Below are 22,560 nucleotides of genomic sequence, written 5' to 3' on the forward strand. Positions count from 1 at the left end.
GCCCGTCCGCAACCTGCCGGCGGGCCCGGGGCGGCTCACACATCCGCTCCCAGGAAGGAAAAGTCGGGTGGCCACCTCCACCACCAAGGCCCTGGCCGGCGGGGAGCCCTCGGGCCCGCCGCCGAAGACGGACGGCGAGGGCACCGCCCGGCGGCGCGGCGCGCTGCTGCACCGGCTCGACGTCAGAGGCGCCCCGTACGCGTTCGTCGCACCGTTCTTCGTCGTCTTCGCCGCCTTCAGTTTCTATCCCCTCGTCTACACGTCGTGGATCTCCCTGCACCGGGTGGAACTGGCCACCCTCGACATCATGGAATGGGTGGCGTTCGACAACTACGTCGCACTCTGGAACGACTCACGGTTCTGGAACGCGCTGGCGAACACCCTCACCATCGGTGTCATCTCCACGGTGCCGCAGCTGCTGATGGCGCTCGGGCTGGCGCACCTGCTCAACTACCGGATGCGCGCCTCGCTGTTCTTCCGCGTCGCCTCGCTGGTCCCCTACGCCACCTCGGTCGCCGCCGCCGCCCTCGTCTTCACCATGATCTTCGAACGCGACTTCGGCATGATCAACTGGGCGCTCGGCACGGTCGGCATCGACCCGGTGGACTGGGAGGCCGACAAGTGGCCCGCCCAGGTCGCGATCTCCACCATCGTCATCTGGCGCTGGACCGGCTACAACGCGCTGCTCTACCTGGCCGCCATGCAGGCGATCCCCGCCGAACGGTACGAGGCCGCGGCCATCGACGGCGCCTCCCGGTGGAAGCAGTTCACCCACGTCACCGTCCCCGGCATCCGCTCCACCATCGTCTTCACCATCGTGCTCTCCACGATCGGCGCCACCCAGCTGTTCGGTGAACCGCTGATCTTCGGCCAGGGGCCCAACGGCGTCACCGGCGGCGCGGACAACCAGTACCAGACGCTGGGCCTGCTGCTGTACGAGGAGGGCTGGAAGAACTACCAGATGGGCCGCTCGGCCACCGTCGCGTGGGCGATGTTCCTGCTGCTCGTCCTCGTCTTCGTGGCGCAGCGCCTGATCAAGCGCCTGCGTTCCCGTACGTCCTGACCTGGAGTCGCCATGACCACCCACAGTCTCCCGGCCCGGACGGACACCCCGGCCGGGACCCCCGCCGAGAAGCCGGGCCGCGGCGGCGGACGCCGGCTGATGCGCCCGCGCGCCGGCCGCCAGCACCACGCGGGCCCGCTCGCCTACGTCCTGCTCGCCGTCATGGCGGTGCTGTCGATCTTCCCGCTGTACTGGACGATGGTGGCGGCCTCCACCGACAACACCCGGGTCAGCCAGACGCCGCCGCCGTTCCTGCCCGGTCCGAACCTGTTCAGCAACCTCGCCCGCGCCTGGGACGAGGCGGCCATGGGCAAGGCCATGATCAACAGCCTGATCGTGGCCGGAGTGATCGCCCTGTCCACGGTGATGTTCGCGACCCTGGCGGGCTTCGCCTTCGCCAAGCTGCGGTTCAAGGGGCGCAACGCCCTGCTCATGCTGGTGATCGGCACCATGCTGGTGCCGCCGCAGCTCGGCGTCGTACCCCTGTTCATGATGATGTCGGAGCTGGGCTGGTCCCAGCAGTTGCCCGCCGTCATCTTCCCCACCCTGGTGAGCGCGGTCGGCGTCTTCTTCATGCGGCAGTACCTGTCGGAGGCGCTGCCGGACGAACTCGTCGAGGCCGGACGCGTGGACGGGGCGCACTCGCTGCGGATCTTCTGGAGCATCGTGCTGCCCGTCGCACGGCCCGCGATGGCGGTCCTGTTCATGATCACGTTCGTGCACGCGTGGAACGACTTCTTCTGGCCGTTCGTGGTGCTCGACATGACCAACCCGACGGTCCCCGTCGCCCTCACCCAGCTCAGCGCGGGCTACGTCCGCGACCAGTCGCTGATCATGGCCGGCGCGCTGCTCGGCACCCTGCCGCTGCTGGCGATGTTCATCGTCTTCGGCCGCCAGATCGTCAGCGGCATCATGGCGGGCGCCGTCAAGGGCTGACCCGCCGCATGAAGGGCCGACCCGCCGCACCCGGCCCGGCCGCCTCGCCGTCCGGTCCGGTACGCGCGCCCGCGAACCACCCCCACCACCCCGAAAGGACTTACGTGGTCACCGCAGCACAGCAGACCGCGTCCGCCCCGGACGCCGCCCGCACCTTCCCCAGGGGCTTCCTCTGGGGCTCCGCGACCGCCTCCTACCAGATCGAGGGGGCCGCCGCCGAGGACGGCCGCACACCGTCCATCTGGGACACCTACGCCCGCACCCCCGGCCGGGTCCGCAACGGCGACACCGGTGACACCGCCACCGACCACTACCACCGCTGGCGCGAGGACGTCGCCCTCATGGCCGAACTCGGCCTGGGCGCCTATCGCTTCTCCCTCGCCTGGCCCCGGATCCAGCCCACCGGCCGCGGCCCCGCCGTCCAGAAGGGCCTGGACTTCTACCGGCGCCTCGCCGACGACCTGCTGGACAAGGGCATCCAGCCCGTCGCCACCCTCTACCACTGGGACCTGCCGCAGGAGCTGGAGGACGCCGGAGGCTGGCCCGAGCGCGCCACGGCCGAGCGGTTCGCCGAGTACGCGGCCCTCGCCGCGGACGCCCTGGGCGACCGCGTGAAGACCTGGACCACCCTGAACGAGCCCTGGTGCAGCGCCTTCCTCGGCTACGGCTCCGGCGTGCACGCCCCCGGCCGCACCGACCCGGTCGCCGCCCTGCGCGCCGCCCACCACCTCAACCTGGCCCATGGTCTGGCCGTCCAGGCACTGCGCGACCGCCTCCCCGCCGACGCCCGGTGCTCGGTCACCCTCAACATCCACCAGGTCCGCCCGCTCACCGCCGACGACGCCGACACCGACGCGGTCCGGCGCATCGACGCGCTCGCCAACCGGGTCTTCACCGGCCCGATGCTCCAGGGCGCCTACCCGGAGGACCTGCTCAAGGACACCGCGGAACTGACCGACTGGTCCTTCGTGCGCGACGGCGACCTGCGGCAGATCCACCAGCCGCTGGACTTCCTCGGCGTGAACTACTACACCCCCACCGTCGTCTCCGCGACCGACGGCAGCGGCACCCACACCTCCGACGGACACGGCAGGAGCGCCCACAGCCCCTGGCCGGGCGCCGACAAGGTCGCCTTCCACCAGCCGCCCGGCGAGACCACCGCCATGGGCTGGGCCGTCGACCCCTCCGGCCTGTACGACCTGCTGCGCCGCCTGGCCGCCGACTTCCCGCGGCTGCCGCTGTACATCACCGAGAACGGCGCGGCGTTCGACGACTACGCCGACCCTTCCGGCCAGGTCAACGATCCCGCGCGGATCGCCTACGTGCGCGGCCACCTGGCCGCCGTCCACCGGGCCATCGTGGACGGCGCGGACGTACGCGGCTACTTCCTGTGGTCCCTGCTGGACAACTTCGAGTGGGCCCACGGCTACAGCAAGCGCTTCGGCGCCGTCTACGTGGACTACCCGACCGGCACCCGCATCCCGAAGGCCAGCGCCCGCTGGTACGCCGAGGTGGTCCGCAGCGGCGTCCTCCCCGGCGCCTGACCGGAAGCGGCCCGGTGCGGCACCCTCGCGGGTCCCGCACCGGGGCGGGGAGAGCCGCCCGCACGGTGGATCAGGGTCGCTTCCATGGCCCGTTCAAGGACTTCGACTTCAAGCTCGTCGTCATCGAGCAGCTCATGTACATCGACGAGAAGCTGACCCCGCGGTTCCGTCTGGCCGGCCTTCTGAAGGAGAAGGTCTCGGCGACGACCCCTGGGAGTACGCCCAGGAGCACGACCTGGCGTACAAGGTGGTGCCCGAGGCGCGCGCGTACTTCGAGTCGCTGGAGATCGGTGACGAACTCCTGTCCGGCGTCGAGGAATTGTGCATGGACGGCGGCAACCGGGTGTACCAGGAGTGCGCACCGGTCTGGGACGGTGAGGACGACCTGTTCGGCATCGCCTCCCTCGACGACCTCGCTCTCCTCCCGAACCTCCGCCGCGTCCTGGGCGCGGAGTTCCTGGGCCCCGACCTGGCGGACGTCCTCGAGCGCCGGGGCATCACGGCCGACCAGGACGTGACGGAACGCCCCTCACCCATGGTGAACCGGACATCCTTGACCATCACCGGGCCGCCCGCGGCCTGCACAATCTGCAGCATCCGCCGGTGGTCGCCCGGCAGCGCGGACGCATCCACCACCTCCCGGCGGTGCGGCACCTTCAGAACTGACCGGCCCGCGACCTGCACCTGCTACGGCAAACCGACGTCCTGTCCGGCGGCCTCGGCCTCCTGTTCGTACAGCCGGCGCAGCACCCGCCCCCGCGACCGCGAGTTCCTCACGCTCGGCGTCCACCTCGGCCAACTGCTCGGCAAGCTCGTCCAGCTCAGCCCGGCGACCTGCGATCTTCTCCAGCGACGACACGCCTTCCCCTCCCCAACGGCCAGACGCCCTCAGGGAACCGTAGGAGCCCCGCCGAACATCTCACGGCCGAAGCCAAGAACCCCCATCCGGGACGTGTCAGACGATCCGCACTCCAGCCTCCCGCCCTCGACCAGCACAAGTACGCCACCGGCCACCCACGCCGGCACCGCTGACCAGGACGGATTCAGGCTGTACAGGTCTCAATGCGGCATACCGGACGTGGTTTGGTGGCCCATTGTCAAGCCGCACCACGGTCGGCGTCACCGACCTGGCCCTGGACGCAGCAGTGGAAATCGACGTGATCGCCACGATCCCGAGAGCACCGGCATGACTGGCACTCCTCAAATCGCTACCTGACTTTCGCTCTGCCCTCGGCCTTTCGTGTTCGGTCGTCAGTTTCGGTTGCCGCCCCATTCGCCGTCGCGGTGCGTGTGCGGGCGCGCAGGCGGCCCGCTCGTCGCATCGGGTGGGCGCCGGTTGCCGCGGTCCCGTCGGTGGCTCTGCTGCTCGTCGGGGTTCGAGGAGATCGACATCACCGACATCCCCGACGTCCTGGATCCTTCCCGGGCTGTTGGCGGTCAGCCTGGGCCCGGGAAGGTGCCGAACCGACTGATCGTGTCGGTGATCTCTTCCGCCCATGGCCAGTGGCGGGCGAATCGCAGGTGCCGTTGGCGTGCGGTCGCGATGAGTTGGGCAGCGGCGGAGAACAGCCGCAGCCTCCCACGGCAGCAGCGACCGGCAGGTCAAGGTCCGTGGCTTCCGGGTCGAGACAGGGTGACGGCGGTGGTGACGGCCGGGCCGGCACCGGTCGCGGTCACCTCACCCCACCGCTCGCTCCCGGGCTGTTGGACCCAGGACCGGCCTTCGGAGACGGGTCGTGGTCTCGGACATAGACGGTGACTCGCGCCCCGTTGACATGGGTTGTTCCGTACTCGCGGAAGTGGCGCCGCAGGGTGCTTGTTTTCGCTTCCTCCTGCGGGTTGGTCGGCGAGTGCGCACCCGCCGCGCGGACCGCGACGATCCGGTCGAATTCCAGCATGCGTGCCGCAATATCCTGGGCGGGAAGCTCGATACCTGCAAGTGTGTTCGACGAAACGGGATCCTGTGCCAGGGCGAGATCTGTCAGAGAACGGGTGTCCTCGGGGTTGGCCGCAGTCAAGATCCGGTGCTGGCCGGAGAGATGGAGCAGCCCGTCGCCGGGACGGCTTTCCTTGCGTACGGTGGCGCCGATGGCAGTGACGTCATTGCTCCGGCTCTGGGGCGTCCTCAGCGAAAGGCTCGGCGGGACGAGCGCGGCCAGTACGGCAACCGCCGCGATCCACGCGTTGCGGGAAGACTGCTGCAGCCGGTGGAAGTAATCCATCCAGGCGCCCAGCAGCAAGGCGATTCCGATATTGCTGTAGAGCACGTACCGGTCGACGAAAAGGGGCTTGACCAGTGAGGCGATCAGCAGCAGAAGGCCCGGAAGCACAAGAATCGGCACAGCCAGCACGGAAAGCCGCACGGGCCCCCTCACCCCCAGGGGCGCTCGGGCACACGCCACGCCCACGACCGCCACAACCAGGAGATAACGAAGCCGCACCGGTCCGCCGATCCAGGACACCTGCCCCGACTGCCCCGCACTGCAGATCGCCAGCGGCAACAGCCCGGCCACAACGCCCGCGGCAGCCACACTCCACGCCCTCAGCGCCGGTCGTGGAACACGGGAGACGACCAGTGTGACGCCGTGTGCAACCAGGGCGAGGACCGCGAACTCATGGAGCAGGCAGGCCAGCAGCATGGTGGAGCCATAGACCGCCCACCGCCACCGGGCGCGATGCGGGACGCTGACCACGAGCGCATAGGTGGCCCAGGTGACCAGGGCACAGACCATGGCATACGAGCGGCCTTCCTGCGCGTACTTCTGTACCTGGGGAAGGAGCGGAAACACCAGCCCGGCCAGCAGCCCGGCACGGGGCCCCGCCAGACGTAGCCCCAGAAGCCCGACTCCGCTCGCCGCCGCGGACATTGCCAGCACAGACGGCAGCCGCAACGTCAGCAGCCCTCCGCCGAAGAGACCGAAGATCTCATGCATCACGGCGTAGTAGAGGGCATGGACCAGATCAACATGCTGGGCGGTGAGCCATATCTGCGAAAGATCGCGGTGCGCGAGCTGATAGGTGACGGACTCGTCCCCCCACATGGTGTTCTGCCTGCGGATACCCCAGAGTCCTAGAGCGATGGTCAGCGACAAGGGCGCGATGACGACAACGGCTTTGGCCGGGCTCGGTGATTGTCGACGGGCGGGTACGGGAGGGGAAACCGTCTTGATCACGGCGGGACCACGTTCATCAACGGACATCAGCGACAGGGCCTTTCAGCAGTGGCGAAGAAACTCCGCCAGCGTGCCCGGACCTCGTTGACCGGATGCTGACCCAACCTGACCGGCCGATCAGGAAGGCGGACCGGCGCTGTGCGAGGCTGCACCACATGCGCATCCTGGTGGTCGAAGACGAGGTGGACCTTGCCCACACCCTGCACACCGGTCTGACCGCCGAGGGCTACAGCGTCGACCTCGCCCATGACGGCCGACAGGGACTGTGGATGGCCCGGACCGGCGAATACGCCCTCGTCGTACTGGACTTGATGCTGCCCGGACTCAACGGCTACAAGGTCTGCGCCCAGCTGCGCCGGGAGGGCAACGCGACCCCCATCCTGGTACTCACCGCCAAGGACGGGGACTGGGACCAGGCAGAGGCCCTGGACACGGGGGCCGACGACTACCTGGCCAAACCCTTCTCCTACATGGTGCTCGTCGCACGGCTGCGGGCCCTGGCCAGACGAGCCGCCACGGTCGCACCGCCCGTCCTTGCCGTGGGCGACCTCTCGTTGGATGTCGCCGGCCGGGTCTGCCGCCGGGCCGGGGCCCGAGTGGAACTCACACCCCGGGAGTTCGCCGTGCTGGAGCTGCTGGCCCGCCGGGCAGGCCAGGCGGTCTCCAAAACGGATCTGCTCTATCACGCGTGGCCCGACGAAGCCCGGGATCCCAACCTGGTGGAGGCGCGCGTCAGCGCCCTCCGCAAGAAGGTGGACGCCGCGTTCCACCGGCAGTCCCTGCAGACCGTACGGGGTACCGGCTACCGACTGGTGGACGACCGTGAACGCGACTGAGCCGCGACGTCGCTGGTGGCCGCGGTCGGTACGAGCCCGCACGGCCCTGGCCGCCGCCTCGACCGCCGCCGTCATCCTCGGCGGCATCGGCTGGTGGGTACACCGCGACGTCTACCGCGAGAGCACGTACATCGCCGAAGAAGAAGCCTCGGTACAGCTCTGGGCTCTCGTCGATCAGATGAACGAGGGTGTGGTTCCCGCTCGCGGAAGCACCGTGCCGTACGAGGTCGTCGCGACCGGCCGACGCAGCGCTGTCGCCTACGGCGGAGGCATGGTCGACTTCGATCCTGGCACGCGCCATGTGCTGCCCGCCCCGACCGGGCAAGGGGTGCCCAGTGTCGTCCGCCTGCCTGTGAACCGCGACTACAACTCTGGACTCAGAAGCTCTCTGGCCGGCGGGACCTATCGGGTCATGTCCACCGTTATCAACGCCGATGAACTGAGCAGAGACAAGGTCGCCACTCTGGGTGTCGCCGCCGACGCCAAGCTGGGGGTCTACGTGGTGGTGCACCCGAGGACAGCCGAGGAGATCACCAGGACCACCGACCGCCTGCTGCTGCAGGCCGGACTCGTCGGCCTCGTACTGATCGCCGCTGCCGCCTACTTCGCCGTCCGCATCGCGCTGCGGCCGGTCGAAGCCATCCGCGTCCTCACCGCCTCGGTCACCCCGAGCGACCCCCGCGAACGTGTCACCGTCCCCGCCACGGGACACGAGATCACCGCCCTGGCCACCACCATCAACACCACCCTCCAGCGCCTCGACAACGCCGCCGCCCAGCAGCGCCGCTTCGTCGCGGACGCCGCCCACGAACTGCGCAGCCCCCTCACCACACTGCTGGCCAGCCTGGAGGTCGCGCTCGCCTACCCGGAACGCACCGACTGGCCCGCCGCGGCCACCACCGCCGCACGACAGACCCGCCGTCTCCAGGCTCTCGCCGAAGACCTGCTGCTCCTCGCCCGCCTCGACACCCGCACCCCCACAGCCGACCCCGAAACCATCGACCTGACAGCCCTCGCCTCCCGGCTGACCGAGCAATACCCCCTTACGGAAAGGCCGTTGACCCTCACCTGCGACAGCACCGCCCCCGCACACGTCCACGGAAACCACGACGAATTCGAACGGCTGCTGCGCAACCTCCTCGACAACGCCGCCCGCCACGCCGCACACCGCATCCAGATCACCCTCCGGAACGAGGACGACTGGGTCGTCCTCACGGTGCACGACGACGGACCGGGCGTGCCCCCCGAGGACGCCGAGCGCATCTTCGAACGCTTCGTCCGGCTCGACGACGCCCGCTCCCGCGACCACGGCGGCACCGGCCTGGGCCTCGCCATCGCCCGCGATCTGGCCCACCGCCACCAAGGCACTCTCACCCTGGCTTCCCGAACCCTCGGAGCCTGCTTCCGGCTACGCCTTCCCCGAGCCCCCACCCCAGCCGAGAAATGACGCGCTTCACCGCGGCGGCCCTTCGGAACCGGAAGACCACCAGATGACCACCAGATGACCACGCCCACCGCCACTGCCGCATAAACGATCATCCACTTCACCCGTCACCTGGCTGAGCCCGGCTGCTGTGGACCTCCACCGCCCGACCCGCGCGTGGCTCGGAGATCACCGTCTGCCGCCACGACGACCTGGTCGGCCGACTCCGCGCGGCCGGCCTCGCCGCGATCGCCGGCCTCGGCCTCGTCGGCCTCGACGGTGGTGGCGACGACAGCAGCGACCCGGCGGTCATCACCGGCTACAAGAAGCCCAGGGGAAAGAAGATCCCGCCCGCGAAGAAGCAGGTCAACCAGCTGATCACCGCAGAACGAGCCGTCTGCGAACACGCCTTCGCGCACCTGAAGAACTGGCGCGTACTGACCCGGCTCGTCCGCGCGCTGATGGTCCTCAACTGGCACGAGATCGCCCGCTGACCGACGATCTTCACCGCAGACAGCCGCCGCCGACCAGCACGAGCATGACCTCACCCGCCCACGCCACCCCTGTGACCTGCACGTTCAAGATGAACACAACTCACTGGCGTCTCGGGACGGTCGGCGGGCTGATGTTCAACCAGTGGGACTGACCCTGCCCCGTCAGGGGCGCAGAGCGCATGCCGAGCATCGGGGCGTGGGAAGCCGGCCGTCCGGCGCCGTACGCCGATGCCGGCGGTCCCCGGGGACCGGGCCTCCCGGGCAGAGGGCATGCCCACGCCCTCTGCCATGTACCGGTGCGACCGGCCGTGGCCGTCCCTCCGCCCCTGTCCGTCTCCGGCCCGCGCCGCCGGCCACCCGGTGACCTCCCTCCTCGACAAGATCCACGACAGCCTTGCGGATTATTTGGTCGAAGCTATTGTCAACAATCTTGTTGGTGGTTTAGTTTTCCTGGCACACGTCACCGACCCGGAACGGAGGCACCATGCCGGGCGTTACCGCCGACCGGCTCAGCCAGGCCCGTCCTCACGGCTCCCAGACCGCCATTCCGTGCCTGTTCATGCGGGGCGGCACCTCGCGCGGACCGTTCTTCGACGCACGGGCCCTGCCCGAGGACACCCGGATCCGGGACGCCGTGCTGCTGGCCGCGCTGGGATCGCCCGACCCGCGCCAGATCGACGGCATCGGCGGCGCGCACCCGCTGACGAGCAAGGCCGGCCTCGTACGCCCCGGGACGGCGCCCGGTGTGGACGTGGAGTGGACGTTCGCGCAGGTGCAGCCCGGTGCCGACACCGTGGACACCACGGCCAACTGCGGCAACATGCTCGCTGCCGTGCTGCCGTTCGCCATAGAGACCGGCATGGTCGTCCCCACCGCCGACCGCACCACGGCCCGCGTGCTCACCCGCAACACCGGCATGGTCGCCGAGATCACCGTCCCCACCCCGGCGGGCCCGGCCGGGGGGCGGCACGTCGCCTACGCGGGACCGGCCCGTATCGACGGGGTCCCCGGCACCGCCGCTCCCGTCGAGATCGGCTTCCTGGACACCGCGGGCTCCGTCGCCGGCTCCCTGCTGCCTACCGGGAACGCGCGCGACACCGTCGACGTCCCCGGACTCGGCCCGGTCGACGTCACCCTGATCGACAACGGCCAGCCCCTCGCCGTCGTCGCCGCCGGACGCCTGGGCGCCACCGGCTACGAGACACCGGCGGAGATCGACGCCGACGACGAACTCAAGGCCCGTGTGGAGGCCCTGAGGCTGGTGTGCGGCCGGGCCATGGGACTGGGCGACGTCGCGGACAAGAACTATCCGAAGATGACGCTCGTCGCCCCGCCGGGCCGGGGCGGCACCCTGTCCACGCGCAGCCTCATCCCACGGGTGTGCCACCAGTCGATCGGTGTGCTGGCCGCGGTCACGGTCGCCACCGCCTGCGTGATCGAGGGCAGCGTCGCCGCCGACCTCACCGCCCCGATGTCCGGTACCGACGTCGTTGTTACCGTCGAACACCCCTCCGGCGAGTTCACCGTCACCCTCGGTCTCGACCCGGAGGACCCCCAGCGGGTCGAGCGCTCCGCGCTGCTGCGCACGGCCCGCCTGCTCATGGCCGGCGACCTGCTCGTGCCGAGCTCGGTCTGGGACCCCGCCTCCACCCTCCAGGAAGTCACCGCATGATCATCGACATTCACGGCCACTACACGACCGCCCCGGCACCCCTGGGGGAGTGGCGTGACGCCCAGGTCGCAGCGCTCTCGGACCCGGTGCGGGCACCCGATCCGGCCGGCCCGGTGATCAGCGACGAACAGATCCGCGAGTCCGTCGAAGCCAATCAGCTGCGGCTCATGGACGAACGCGGCATCGACGTCACCGTCTTCTCCCCGCGTGCCTCCTTCATGGCGCACCACGTGGGGGACTTCGCGACGTCCTCGGCCTGGGCCCGGATCTGCAACGACCTGTGCCACCGTGTCGCCGAGCTGTACCCGGACCGCTTCGCCCCCGGCGCGATGCTGCCCCAGTCCCCGGGAGCGGACCCGGCCACCGTCATTCCCGAGCTGGAACGCGCCGTACTGGAACTGGGCGCCGTCACCGTCAACGTCAACCCCGACCCCTCCGGCGGCCACTGGACCGCTCCGCCGCTGACCGACCGGTCCTGGTACCCGGTGTGGGAGAAGCTCACCGAGCTGGACGTACCCGCCATGGTGCACGTCTCCACCAGCTGCAACCCCGCCTTCCACACCACCGGGGCGCACTACCTCAACGCCGACACCACCGCGTTCATGCAGCTGATCGAGGGGGACCTGTTCGCGGACTTCCCCGGGCTGCGCCTGATCATCCCGCACGGCGGCGGTGCGGTGCCGTACCACTGGGGCCGCTTCCGTGGCCTGGCGCAGGCGCTGGGCAAGCCGGAGCCGGAGGAGTCACTGCTGCGGAACGTCTTCTTCGACACCTGCGTCTACCACCAGCCCGGCATCGATCTGCTGCTGGACGTGATCCCGGCCGGCAACGTCCTGTTCGCCTCCGAGATGATCGGCGCCGTACGCGGCGTCGACCCGCGCACCGGCCACCACTTCGACGACACCCGCCGCTACGTCGAGAACGCCGGACTCTCCCCCCAGGACCTGGCCGCCGTCCAGGAACTCAACGCCCGGCGCGTCTACCCGCGCCTGGACGCCCGCCTGACCGCCCAGGGCCGCTGACCCCCGACGCCGCGTGCCCTCCCCTCACGCCCGTCACGCCCTTCACGCACAATGCAAGGAGTCGCCCCGTGCATGAACTCGGAGTCGTCCACCGTACCGTCCCCCGCGCCGACCGCGCGGCCGTCGACGCCCTGTCGCGCTTCGGGGTGGCCACCGTCCACGAGGCGATGGGCCGCCTCGGCCTGATGCGCCCCTACCTCCGGCCCGTCTACGAGGGCGCGAGGATGTGCGGCACCGCCGTCACCGTGCTGCTCCAGCCCGGCGACAACTGGATGCTGCACGTGGCCGCCGAGCAGGTGCGGGACGGCGATGTCGTCGTCGCCGGCTGCACCACCGAGAGCGAGGACGGGTTCTTCGGAGAGCTGCTCGCCACGTCCCTGCGCGCCCGCGGAGCCAGGGGCCTGGTCATCGACGGCGGCTGCCGTGACGTCGACGAACTGCGGCAGATGGACTTCCCCGTCTTCTCCCGCGCCGTCAACGCCAAGGGCACCGTCAAGGCGACGCTCGGCTCGGTGAACGTGCCCGTGGTCGTCGCCAACGCACTCGTCAACCCGGGCGACGTGATCGTCGCGGACGCCGACGGCGTCGTCGTCGTTCCCGCGGCCAAGGCGGCCGAGGTCGCCGAGGCCGCCGCGCGGCGCGAGGCGGCCGAGGAGGGCAAACGGCAGCGGTTCCGCGCCGGCGAGCTCGGCCTGGACCTGTACGGAATGCGCGAACCGCTGGCCGGGCTCGGCCTCACCTACGTCGACTGACCACCCCGGGAGCAGACCCATGACCGATGAGACCTTCGCCGTCACCCCCGGGTGGCTCGACTGGTACCGAGACCCCGTCAAACCCGCCTTCACCCTTCCCGAAGGAGCGGTGGACGCGCACTGCCACGTCTTCGGACCCGCCGCGGAGTTCCCCTACGCACCCGAGCGCAAGTACACGCCGGTCGACGCCTCCAAGCACGACCTGTTCGCACTCCGCGACCACCTCGGCGTCTCCCGCAACGTCATCGTGCAGGCCACCTGCCACGGCGCCGACAACAGCGCCCTGGTGGACGCCCTGAAGACCGCCGGCGGGCGGGCCCGCGGCGTGGCCACCGTACGTCCCGACGTCACCGACGAGGAACTGCGGCGACTGCACGACGCCGGGGTGCGGGGAGTGCGCTTCAACTTCGTCCGGCGCCTGGTCGACGCCGTGCCCACCGAGGCCCTGCGGGCCGTCGCCGAGCGGATCGCGCCGCTGGGATGGCATGTCGTCCTCTACTTCGAGGCCGCCGACCTGGACGACCTGGCCCCCTTCTTCGCCTCCCTGCCGGTGCCGCTCGTCGTCGACCACATGGGCCGCCCCGATGTCACCAGGGACCCGGACGGCCCCGAGTTCGCACGCTTCCTGCGGTTCGTCGGGTCCAACGACGTCTGGGTCAAGGTCTCCTGCCCCGAACGCCTCACCGTCACCGGACCACGCGCCCTCGACGGGGAGCGCCATGCCTACCGGGACGTCGTGCCGTTCGCCCGCAAGGTCGTCGACGAGTTCACCGACCGGGCGCTGTGGGGCACCGACTGGCCGCACCCCAACCTCAAGGACCACATGCCCGACGACGGACTCCTCGTCGACCACATCCCGCACGTGGCCACGACCCCGCGCCTGCAGCGCGCCCTGCTGGTCGACAACCCGATGCGCCTCTACTGGCCCGAAGAGACCGACTGACCACGACCTCCGACACGGCGACGGCGCCGGGTCCCCATCCCAGGAGCGGGCAGTGCAACACCTCCCCACCACCAACACGGCCAACCGGCTCGACCGGTTGCCCATCTCGAAGTTCCACAGAGTCACCCTCGTCGCCGTGGCGTTCGCCTACTTCTTCGAGTTCGCGGACATCAACACCTTCGCCATCACGGCCCCGGTCGTGCGCGAGCAGTGGGGCTCCGACGTCAACGCCATCGCCTACGTGACCTCGCTGTCCTTCGTGGGCATGTTCATCGGCTCGATCGTGGCCGGCGGACTGGCCGACCGGCTGGGCCGCAAGAGGACCCTCACCCTGACCACCGTGTGGTTCGCCCTCTGGTCGTTCGCGTGCGTCTTCGCCTGGGACATCTGGTCCCTCGGCGTCTTCCGCGTACTGACCTCGGCGGGACTGTCCGCGATGACCGTGGTCGCCGTCGTCTACATCAGCGAGCTCTACCCCCGCGCCAAACGCGGCAAGTTCCAGGCGTACGCCATCGTCATCGGCATCTGCGGCACCCCCGTCACCAACCTCATCGCCTCCTTCGTCGTGCCGGTCAACGACTGGTCCTGGCGCCTGGTCTACCTGTGGGGCTCCCTGGGTGTCCTGTTCCTCTTCTTCCTGCGGAAGATCGTGGAGTCCCCGCAGTGGCTCGAGTCCCGCGGCCGCCACGAGGAGGCCGAAGCCATCCTGGCCCGCATCGAGGCGGACGCCGAAGCCGAGCACGGCCCGCTGCCCGAGGCGCAGCCCGTGCAGCCCCAGGCCCCGGCCACCAGGACCGGCCTGGGCATGCTCAAGGACAAGAAGTTCCTCTACCCGACGATCCTGCTGTCGGCGCTCTGGATCACCCAGACCATCGGCTTCTTCGGCTACTCCAGCTGGGCGCCGACCCTGCTGGCCGCCGAGGGCGTCAGCGTGGAGGACTCGATCTTCTACGTCGCCCTGACCACGATCGGCGCGCCGCTCGGCTCCTACCTCGCCGCGATGGTCACCGACCGGTTCGAACGCAAATGGTGCCTGGTCGTCTTCGGCCTGATCATCGCGGCGTCCGGCCTGCTCTACGGGCTGACCTTCACCCCGCTGCTCATCGTCGTCTTCGGGTTCCTGGTGAACCTCTTCGAGCGCGGCTACACCGCTCTGGCCTACGCGTACTCGCCCGAGCTCTACGACACCAAGGGCCGCTCGCTCGGCACCAGCATCTCCTACGGTCTCGGGCGGCTGTCGAACGCCGTCGGCCCGCTCATGATCGCCGGAATCTACAACGGGGCCGGCTACCAGGCGGTCTTCTTCTTCATCGCCGGGACCTGGACCGTCGGCGCCATCGTGCTGGCCCTGTTCGGCCCCGCGACCCGCAAGATGCGGCTGGCGGCGGAAGCCGAGGCCGCGGCGAGGACGCGCCTGGACAAGGCGTCCGCGACGGCCTGAACACCCACGTCACCCCATCCGCTCGCGGGGCCCGGCGACCGCCGGGCCCCGCCCGCGTGTCGGTGGCCGCGGACACGGTGACCGCGCCGGGGGAGGGGGAGGGCCGGCGGCGTGTCCGGGGGTGCCCGCGGCGGCCGACGGACCGGGCCGAACCCGCAGAGTGCCGGGGCTCAGGATGCGGGCGGAGTCAGTACCACGAAGTCCGCGTTCCACGGGTCGAGGCAGACGGCGAGCCGGCCGACTCCTTCCGCGTCCTCGGGCCCCATCTGCACGCTGCCTCCGTTGCCGGTGGCCGCGGCGACCGCGGCGTCACAGTCGGCGACGGCGAAGACCGGGTGCCAGTACGGGTGCCCGCCGGCTGGAGCGAGGTCCTCCTCACCGAGCTCCATGAGACCGCCGTGCATCCGCTCCTCGGGAAGGCCGGCGGGAGTGATGAGGTGGTACGTGCCCTCGCCGCCCGGCATCTCCATGTCGCTGAACTGCCAGCCGAAGACACCGCCGTAGAACTCCTTCGCGGCCGTCGCGTCGCTCGTGTGCAACTCGGTCCAGCACAGGGAGCCCGGCCGGTCCACCAGCTCGACGCCCTTGCTGGTTCCCGGCTGCCACACGGCGAACCGGCCTCCCAGCGGATCGCTGTACTGCGCCATGCGGCCCCACCCGTCGAGGTCCGTCGGTGCCACCCGCACCGTGCCGCCCCCGCTCTCCACGGCCCGGGTCGCGGCGTCCGCGTCGTCGACGCGGTAGTAGATCATCCAGGCGGAGCGTGCCCCCTCCTCGGTGAGGGTGCCGAGTCCGGCGACGATCCTGCCGTCCTTCCGGAACATCCCGCCCTCCACGTCCCCCTCGGTTCCCATGGACTCGAAGTCCCAGCCGAGCACCGCGCCGTAGAAGGCCGCCGCGGCACGGACGTCAGGAGTGCCGAGGTCGAGCCAACAGGGGGAGCCGGGGGCGAACTCAGTGGTGATCACGACGGTTCCCTTCGCTGTTCCTGTGCCGTTCCGCGTCGTCCCAGCGTGACACCCGGCCCTGACGACCGCCCTTCGACCGGCCCGGTCCGCGGCCCCGGGGACGCGGAGCACGACGATGCCCTCGATCAGGGGATCCGCGAGCACCTCGGCACCGTCCGCACACCTGCGGAACGGCGCCGACGGATCCGCCGCGGTGCTGTGCCGCGGCGCCCGCGGAGGAGCGCCGGATATTAGTCGGTTATTAGTCGTCCCACCCCTCTTGACCCCTCCCGTCGCACGGCGGCAAAGTGCTCGCTAATCCGCATTAGCACTGCACAGGTCTCCCGCAGTGCGCACCTAATGCGTATTAGTCAAAGGGGTGGAGCATGGCGGAAAAGATCCCTTCCGTGCAGCGGCGCGGCCGGCCGCGCCAGGCCGAGGTGGCCCGGCTCGCGGGGGTGTCCCAGACAACGGTGTCGCTGGTCCTCGGCGGCAACAAGCAGGGCATCGCCCTGCACGAGGACACCCGCGCACGGGTGCTGGCCGCCGCGCGCGATCTCGGTTACGTGCCCGACCCCGCCGCCCGCCGCCTCGCCGCCGCCCGCAACAACCTCCTCGGCGTCTTCAGCTTCACCGCCACCTTCCCGACCGCCGTGGAGCACTCGTACTACCCGTTCCTCGTCGGCGTGGAGCAGGAGGCCGCCGCCCAGGGCTACGACCTGGTCCTCTTCACCGGTTCCAGCTCCGGCGGCGCGCAGGCGGGGGAGCCCGGCGCGCTGAACCGGGTGCGCCTCGCGGACGGGTGCCTGTTTCTCGGCCGCCACGTTCCGGACGACCAGTTGCGCCGGCTCGTCGCCGACGGCTACCCGGCCGTGCACATCGGCCGCCGCGACGAGCCCGAGGGACTCGCCTGGGTCGGCGCCGACTACGTCGTCGCCGCCGCCGAGGTCGTCCGGCACCTCACCGGACTCGGCCACCGGCGTGTCGTCCTCGTCCGCGAGGACGACGACGCCCCCGCCTCCACCGACCGCGAACACGGCTTCCGCACCGGGCTCGCCGAGTGCGCCGGACGGCGCGCCGCGGGCGACCCCGCGGCCGTGGTCCGCACCGCGCACCCCGCGGACGACATCACGCCCACGTGGGTGCGCGCCCGGCTCGCCGAGGGCGTCACCGCCTTCGTCGCCGAGGAGACCGACACCGGCGCCGCCTGGCGGGCGCTGCACACGGCCGTCGCCGCCGCCGGGCTCGACGTGCCGGGCGACGTGTCCCTGGCGCTGCTCGGATCCCCGCCCGCCGACCTGGCCGACGCCCGGCCGCCCACCGGCTTCGACGTCCCCCGGGCCGAGCTGGGCGCCGCAGCGGTCCGCATGCTCACCGCACAGCTCTCCGGCCAGGAGTGCGCCGAACCTCTCGTGGCCTGCGGCTTCCGCGCCGGCCACACCACGGGCCCGCCGTCCGGCGGGACCTCCTGACCGCACCTCCCGGTCCCGCACCCGGTCCGCCGCGGCCGCGGCGGACCACCGACGCCGTACGCAACCCGCAAGGAGTCAGCACCGTATGCCCATCCCCACCGGCACCCCCACCGAGACCGAGGTCCTCATCACGGGCGGCGGCACGGGCGGCGTGGCCGCCGCGCTCGCCGCCTGCCGCGCGGGACGCACCGTCGTCCTCACCGAGGAGACCGACTGGATCGGCGGCCAGCTCACCTCGCAGGCCGTCCCGCCGGACGAGCACCCGTGGGTCGAGCAGTTCGGGGTCACAGCCACCTACCGGGTGCTGCGCGAGTCGATCCGCGCCCACTACCGGCAGTGGTATCCGCTGCGCGTCGAAGCCCTGGACCTGCCGCTGCTCAACCCCGGCGCCGGCCGCGTCAGCAAGCTCTGCCACGAGCCGCGCGTCGCCGTCGCCGTACTGGAGTCGATGCTCGCCCCGCACGTCGCCGCCGGCCGGCTCACCGTGCTGACCCACACCCGGCCCGTCGCCGCCGACACCGACGGCGACCTGGTCCGCGCCGTCACCCTCGAGGACGTCCGCGACGGCGCCCGGCACACCGTCGCCGCCTCCTACGTCCTCGACGCCACCGAGACCGGCGAACTGCTGGAGCTGGCGGACGTCGAGCACGCGCTGGGCGCCGAGGCGCGCTCCGAGTACGACGAGCCGCACGCCCCCGAGACCGCCGACCCGCTCAACCAGCAGGGCATCACCGTCTGCTTCGCCCTCTCCCACCACCAGGGCGAGAACCACACCATCGACCGCCCCGACGACTACGCCTTCTGGCGCTCCTACCGGCCGGACTTCTGGCCCGGCCCGCTCCTCGGCCTCCTCGCGCCCGACCCCCGTTCCCTGGAGGCCGTGCCGCGCACCTTCGAGCCCAACCCCGACGTCGACCCGCTCGACGTCAGCGCCGACCAGAGCGCCGACGCCGGCGACAAGGAGCTGTGGGGCTTCCGTCGCATCCTCGCCCGCAAACTGCACCGCCCCGGCGCGTTCGACTCCGACATCACCCTGGTCAACTGGCCGCTCAACGACTACTGGCTCAAGCCGCTCATCGGCGCCGGCGAGGAGACCGGCCGTGCCGCCGTCGCCGAGGCCCGCCAACTGTCGCTGTCCCTCCTGTACTGGCTGCAGACCGAGGCCCCCAGGACCGACGGCGGCACCGGCTTCCCCGGCCTGCGGCTGCGCCCCGACGTCACCGGCACCGCCGACGGCCTCGCCAAGGCCCCGTACGTACGCGAGTCACGCCGCATCAAGGCCCTCACCACCGTCACCGAGCACGACGTCGCCATCGACCTCGTCGGCCCGTACGGCGGCACTCGCCACCGCGACTCCGTCGGCGTCGGCGCCTACCGCATCGACCTGCACCCCTCCACCGGCGGCGACAACTACATCGACATCGGCTCCGTGCCCTTCGAGATCCCCCTCGGCGCCCTGGTGCCGCGCCGGGTGCGCAACCTGCTGCCCGCCGGCAAGAACATCGGCACCACCCACATCACCAACGGCTGCTACCGCCTCCACCCCGTCGAGTGGAACATCGGCGAGGTCGCCGGCACGCTCGCCGCGCACTGCCTGGAGGAGGGCGTCCGCCCGCACCAGGTGCAGGGGGAGGACAAGCGGCTGGAGGAGTTCACCCGCGTACTCGACCGGGCCGGCGTCCAGCGCCACTGGCCCGACGTGCGCGGCTACTGACGGCGCCCTGCCACCGCACCGCACCGCGGGCCGGGCGGAACCGTCCCGCCCGGCCCGTCCCGTACCGCCCGCTCTCCGTGCGCACGACACAAGGAGGTGTCCCCATCATGACCCCGCACCGCATCCGCGTCGGCATCGACGTCGGCGGAACCTTCACCGACGCCGTGGCCGTCGACTCCACCACCCTCGAACTCGTCGCCCAGGTGAAGGTCCCCACCAGCCACCACCACGAGGACGGCGTCGCCCACGGCATCGTCGAGGCGCTCGACCGGCTACTGAAGGACGTCGGCCGCACCCCCGGGGACGTCGCGTTCCTCGCCCACGGCACGACGCAGGCCACCAACGCCCTGCTGGAGGGCGACGTCGCGCCCGTCGGCCTGATCGGCATCGGCACCGGCCCCGGCGCCCTGCCCACCAAGCGGCTCGCCGGGCTCGCCGCCCTCGAACTCGCCCCCGGCAAGCGGCTCCCCCTGCACTACGCCCACGTCGCCGACCCCGACGACACCGCGGCCGTCCGCGCCGCCGTCGACACGGTCACCGCCGCCGGAGCCGAGGTGCTGGTCGCCAGCGAGCCGTTCAGCGTCGACGTGCCGGACGGCGAGCGGGCCGTACTGGACGCCGCGCGCGAGCGGGGACTGCCGATGACCGCCGCGCACGAGATCACCTCCCTGTACGGACTGCGCAAGCGCACCCGTACCGCCGTGGTCAACGCGGCGATCCTGCCGAGGATGCTCGCCACCGCCGACCTGGTGGACCGCAGCATCGTGGCCGCCGGGGTGACGGCGCCGCTGATGGTGATGCGCTGCGACGGCGGCGTCATGTCGCTGGACGAGATGCGCCGCCGCCCGCTGCTCACCGTGCTGTCGGGGCCCGCCGCGGGCGTCGCCGGGGCGCTGATGCAGGAGCGGGTCAGCGAGGGAGTGTTCCTGGAGACGGGCGGCACCTCGACGGACATCAGCGTCGTCCGCCGCGGCAAGGTCGCCGTCCGGCACGCCACGATCCTCGGCAAGCCCTCCTACCTCTCCGCCCTCGACGTCCGCACCGTCGGCGTCGGCGGCGGCTCCATGGCCCGGATCGCGGGCGGCCGCGTGCACGCCGTCGGCCCGCGCAGCGCCCACATCGCCGGCCTGCCGTACGCCTGCTTCGCCGACGTCGAGGACCTGGCGGGCGCCACGCTGGCCACCGTGTCGCCCCTCGACGGCGACCCCGGCGACTACGCCGTGCTGGAGGCCGCCGGCGGCCGCTTCGCCCTGACCATGACCTGCGCGGCGAACGCCCTCGGCCGGGTGCCCGCGGGCGACTTCGCCGCCTGCGACCCCGAGGTCGCGCGCACCGCGCTCAAGCCGCTCGCCGACGCCCTCGGCACCGACGTGGCGGGTGCCGCCACCCAACTGCTCGACGCCGGCGTGAAGCAGGTCAGGGACGTCGCCGAGGCGATGATGCGCGACTACCGGCTCGACCGCGACACCGCCGTCCTCGTCGGTGGCGGTGGCGGTGCCGCCTCGGTCACCCCGCACCTGGCCGCCGGCACCGGACTGCCCGGCCGCATAGCCCGGCACAACGAGGTCATCAGCCCCATCGGCGTCGCCCTCGCCCTCGTCCGCGAGCAGATCGAGCGGATCATTCCCGGGGCCACGCAGGAGCAGATCCTCGGCGTACGCGGCGAGGCCGAGGCCGCCGTCGTCGCGCAGGGCGCCGCCCCCGGCGCCGTGGAGGTCGAGGTCACCGTCGACCCGCAGACCCACACCGTGCGGGCCGTCGCCACCGGTGCCACCGAACTGCGCACCCAGGACCGCGCCCACCGGGCCGACGCCGCCGAGCGGCTGGACGTGGCGGCGGCCGGCTTCAAGACCGACCCGTCCGCCGTCCGGGTGCTCGCCGCCACCCCCGCGCACACCGTCTACGGCACCGAGCAGCGCCGCCGCTTCCGCAGGACCCGGTATCCGGTGCGGGTCGTCGACGCCGACGGCGTGGTACGCCTGCACGCCGCCGACGCCAAGGTCGCCACGACCACCGTCGGTGAGGCCCCCGAGCTCCTGGCCGACCTGGTCCGCACCGCCACCTCCTACGGCGACGGCGGTGTCCGCGCCCCCGCGCTGCGGCTGCTGCTCGGCTCCCGGATCGCCGACCTCTCCGGCGTCCTGGAGGCGGGACCGCTCCTGGCCCTGGCCCGCAGCGAACTGCGCTCGCGCGCCGCGGACGAGCCGGTCGTGGCGGTCGTGGAGGTCCGCTCATGAGCAGGCGGACACCCCGGGCACCCGGCGCGGCGGCGGAGCCGCAGAGCACGCGGGCCCGCGCCGGACGCGCGAGTGCCCCGCTCGCCGCACTCCTGACGGAGCCGGCCGGACACGGCGGCGGCCCGGCCACCGGGACGGACGGCCTCCGCACGGCAGAGACGAAGGCACCGGCGAGGGGGCCGCGCCGTGCCGGCACCGCACTCCTCGACCTTCCCCCGGCCCGCCGCGAGGCGCTGCGCGCCGCCTGCGCGCGGCTGGCTGCACTGGACGACGCCGAGTTCGGCGTACGTCTGCTCGCCCGCACTCCGACGCACGAGACCCGCGACGAGGCGCGGCTGCGCCGCTGGGCGCGGACGGCGACCGCGTTCGGTGCGGAACTGGCGGCGAGCGCGGCACCGGCCGCGACCGGCGCCGGGCCCGGCCCGAAGAACGAGGCCGCGCCCGCCGCCACCCCCGCGGGCGGCCCGCACGGCACCCGCGTCGTCGAAACCACCGGCGGACTCGACCGGCTGCTCCTGGCCCGGTACGTCTCCCGCCCCGTGCCCACCGTCGAGCTGTACACCGACACCCTCGCCCTCGGCGAGCGGCTGGTGGACGTGCTCGGCTGGCGGCACTGGTACCCCGCCGGATCGCTGCGGGCCGCGGCCCTCGCCCACGAGGAGGCCCACTGCCTGCTGCACGGCGACGCCCGTGCACGCCGCGCACTGCGCGACCGGCTCGGGCACACCGCCCTGCGGTTCGGGCGGCTCCGCGTCCCCGGCCACGTCGCCGGAGCCGACGAGCTCGCGGCACACGCCTACGCGGGCGCCGTCTGCGGCCTGCGCCGCACCCCGCTTCTCCTCACCGCCGCGCTCATGAGCGCGGTCCAGGCCCTCCGAGAGGACTGAGGCC

Annotated in this window: 18 protein-coding genes; 16 read left to right on the forward strand and 2 right to left on the reverse strand. The window is 71.7% G+C overall.

Going from position 1 to position 22,560, the window contains the following annotated elements:
- Nucleotides 1-67: 67 nt before the first annotated feature.
- The 4 genes from ACIF80_RS22260 to ACIF80_RS22275 all read left to right on the forward strand — a co-directional run bounded on the left by ACIF80_RS22260 (nucleotide 68) and on the right by ACIF80_RS22275 (nucleotide 4,759).
- Entirely contained in the window at nucleotides 68-1,063 is a 996-nt protein-coding gene (locus ACIF80_RS22260) for a carbohydrate ABC transporter permease (RefSeq protein ID WP_399807207.1), read from the forward strand.
- A gap of 12 nt (nucleotides 1,064-1,075) precedes the next feature.
- Nucleotides 1,076-1,999 (forward strand): carbohydrate ABC transporter permease, encoded by a 924-nt coding sequence (locus tag ACIF80_RS22265; protein WP_399807209.1) that lies wholly within the window; start codon nucleotides 1,076-1,078, stop codon nucleotides 1,997-1,999.
- A 104-nt stretch (nucleotides 2,000-2,103) separates the two neighbouring features.
- Nucleotides 2,104-3,543, forward strand: coding sequence for a GH1 family beta-glucosidase (locus ACIF80_RS22270; protein ID WP_399807211.1), 1,440 nt, complete (start codon nucleotides 2,104-2,106; stop codon nucleotides 3,541-3,543).
- A gap of 250 nt (nucleotides 3,544-3,793) precedes the next feature.
- Nucleotides 3,794-4,759, forward strand: coding sequence for a DUF6892 domain-containing protein (locus tag ACIF80_RS22275; protein ID WP_399807212.1), 966 nt, complete (start codon nucleotides 3,794-3,796; stop codon nucleotides 4,757-4,759).
- A 457-nt stretch (nucleotides 4,760-5,216) separates the two neighbouring features.
- Here ACIF80_RS22275 and ACIF80_RS22280 read toward each other — a convergent pair whose 3' ends face one another.
- The gene (locus tag ACIF80_RS22280; RefSeq protein WP_399807214.1) at nucleotides 5,217-6,743 is read right to left on the reverse strand and encodes a hypothetical protein; all 1,527 of its coding nucleotides are present in this window, start codon (nucleotides 6,741-6,743) and stop codon (nucleotides 5,217-5,219) included.
- Nucleotides 6,744-6,871: 128 nt separating this feature from the next.
- Between ACIF80_RS22280 and ACIF80_RS22285 the strand changes: the two genes are divergently transcribed.
- From ACIF80_RS22285 to ACIF80_RS22320, 8 genes are all read left to right on the forward strand, one after another.
- Nucleotides 6,872-7,552, forward strand: coding sequence for a response regulator transcription factor (locus tag ACIF80_RS22285; RefSeq protein ID WP_399807217.1), 681 nt, complete (start codon nucleotides 6,872-6,874; stop codon nucleotides 7,550-7,552).
- Entirely contained in the window at nucleotides 7,539-8,999 is a 1,461-nt protein-coding gene (locus tag ACIF80_RS22290) for a sensor histidine kinase (protein WP_399807220.1), read from the forward strand. Before ACIF80_RS22285 ends, ACIF80_RS22290 begins: the two co-directional genes overlap by 14 nt.
- A gap of 164 nt (nucleotides 9,000-9,163) precedes the next feature.
- The gene (locus ACIF80_RS22295; protein WP_399807568.1) at nucleotides 9,164-9,469 is read left to right on the forward strand and encodes a transposase family protein; all 306 of its coding nucleotides are present in this window, start codon (nucleotides 9,164-9,166) and stop codon (nucleotides 9,467-9,469) included.
- A gap of 484 nt (nucleotides 9,470-9,953) precedes the next feature.
- A complete protein-coding gene (locus tag ACIF80_RS22300; protein ID WP_399807223.1) occupies nucleotides 9,954-11,141 on the forward strand; it encodes a 4-oxalomesaconate tautomerase in 1,188 nt (395 codons plus the stop codon).
- The gene (locus ACIF80_RS22305; protein ID WP_399807225.1) at nucleotides 11,138-12,163 is read left to right on the forward strand and encodes an amidohydrolase family protein; all 1,026 of its coding nucleotides are present in this window, start codon (nucleotides 11,138-11,140) and stop codon (nucleotides 12,161-12,163) included. The genes ACIF80_RS22300 and ACIF80_RS22305 overlap by 4 nt, the downstream gene beginning before the upstream one ends.
- 68 nt (nucleotides 12,164-12,231) lie before the next feature.
- Entirely contained in the window at nucleotides 12,232-12,915 is a 684-nt protein-coding gene (ligK, locus tag ACIF80_RS22310) for a 4-carboxy-4-hydroxy-2-oxoadipate aldolase/oxaloacetate decarboxylase (protein ID WP_399807228.1), read from the forward strand.
- A gap of 19 nt (nucleotides 12,916-12,934) precedes the next feature.
- Nucleotides 12,935-13,858: an amidohydrolase family protein gene (locus tag ACIF80_RS22315; RefSeq protein WP_399807231.1), complete on the forward strand. Its 924-nt coding sequence runs from the start codon at nucleotides 12,935-12,937 to the stop codon at nucleotides 13,856-13,858.
- A gap of 52 nt (nucleotides 13,859-13,910) precedes the next feature.
- Nucleotides 13,911-15,299 (forward strand): MFS transporter, encoded by a 1,389-nt coding sequence (locus tag ACIF80_RS22320; RefSeq protein WP_399807232.1) that lies wholly within the window; start codon nucleotides 13,911-13,913, stop codon nucleotides 15,297-15,299.
- A 170-nt stretch (nucleotides 15,300-15,469) separates the two neighbouring features.
- Here the strand turns inward: ACIF80_RS22320 and ACIF80_RS22325 are convergent, their stop codons facing one another.
- A complete protein-coding gene (locus ACIF80_RS22325) occupies nucleotides 15,470-16,267 on the reverse strand; it encodes a VOC family protein (protein ID WP_399807234.1) in 798 nt (265 codons plus the stop codon).
- A gap of 365 nt (nucleotides 16,268-16,632) precedes the next feature.
- Between ACIF80_RS22325 and ACIF80_RS22330 the strand changes: the two genes are divergently transcribed.
- From ACIF80_RS22330 to ACIF80_RS22345, 4 genes are all read left to right on the forward strand, one after another.
- On the forward strand, nucleotides 16,633-17,718 hold the full coding sequence (locus tag ACIF80_RS22330; RefSeq protein WP_399807237.1) for a LacI family DNA-binding transcriptional regulator: 1,086 nt from the start codon (nucleotides 16,633-16,635) through the stop codon (nucleotides 17,716-17,718).
- A gap of 85 nt (nucleotides 17,719-17,803) precedes the next feature.
- Nucleotides 17,804-19,432: an FAD-dependent oxidoreductase gene (locus tag ACIF80_RS22335; RefSeq protein WP_399807240.1), complete on the forward strand. Its 1,629-nt coding sequence runs from the start codon at nucleotides 17,804-17,806 to the stop codon at nucleotides 19,430-19,432.
- Nucleotides 19,433-19,539: 107 nt separating this feature from the next.
- The gene (locus ACIF80_RS22340; protein WP_399807243.1) at nucleotides 19,540-21,669 is read left to right on the forward strand and encodes a hydantoinase/oxoprolinase family protein; all 2,130 of its coding nucleotides are present in this window, start codon (nucleotides 19,540-19,542) and stop codon (nucleotides 21,667-21,669) included.
- A 233-nt stretch (nucleotides 21,670-21,902) separates the two neighbouring features.
- The gene (locus ACIF80_RS22345; RefSeq protein ID WP_399807570.1) at nucleotides 21,903-22,556 is read left to right on the forward strand and encodes a hypothetical protein; all 654 of its coding nucleotides are present in this window, start codon (nucleotides 21,903-21,905) and stop codon (nucleotides 22,554-22,556) included.
- The last annotated feature ends 4 nt before the right edge of the window (nucleotides 22,557-22,560 follow it).

Origin of the sequence: Streptomyces sp. NPDC085927 (assembly GCF_044540975.1) — a bacterium.
Lineage (GTDB): Bacteria > Actinomycetota > Actinomycetes > Streptomycetales > Streptomycetaceae > Streptomyces > Streptomyces hirsutus.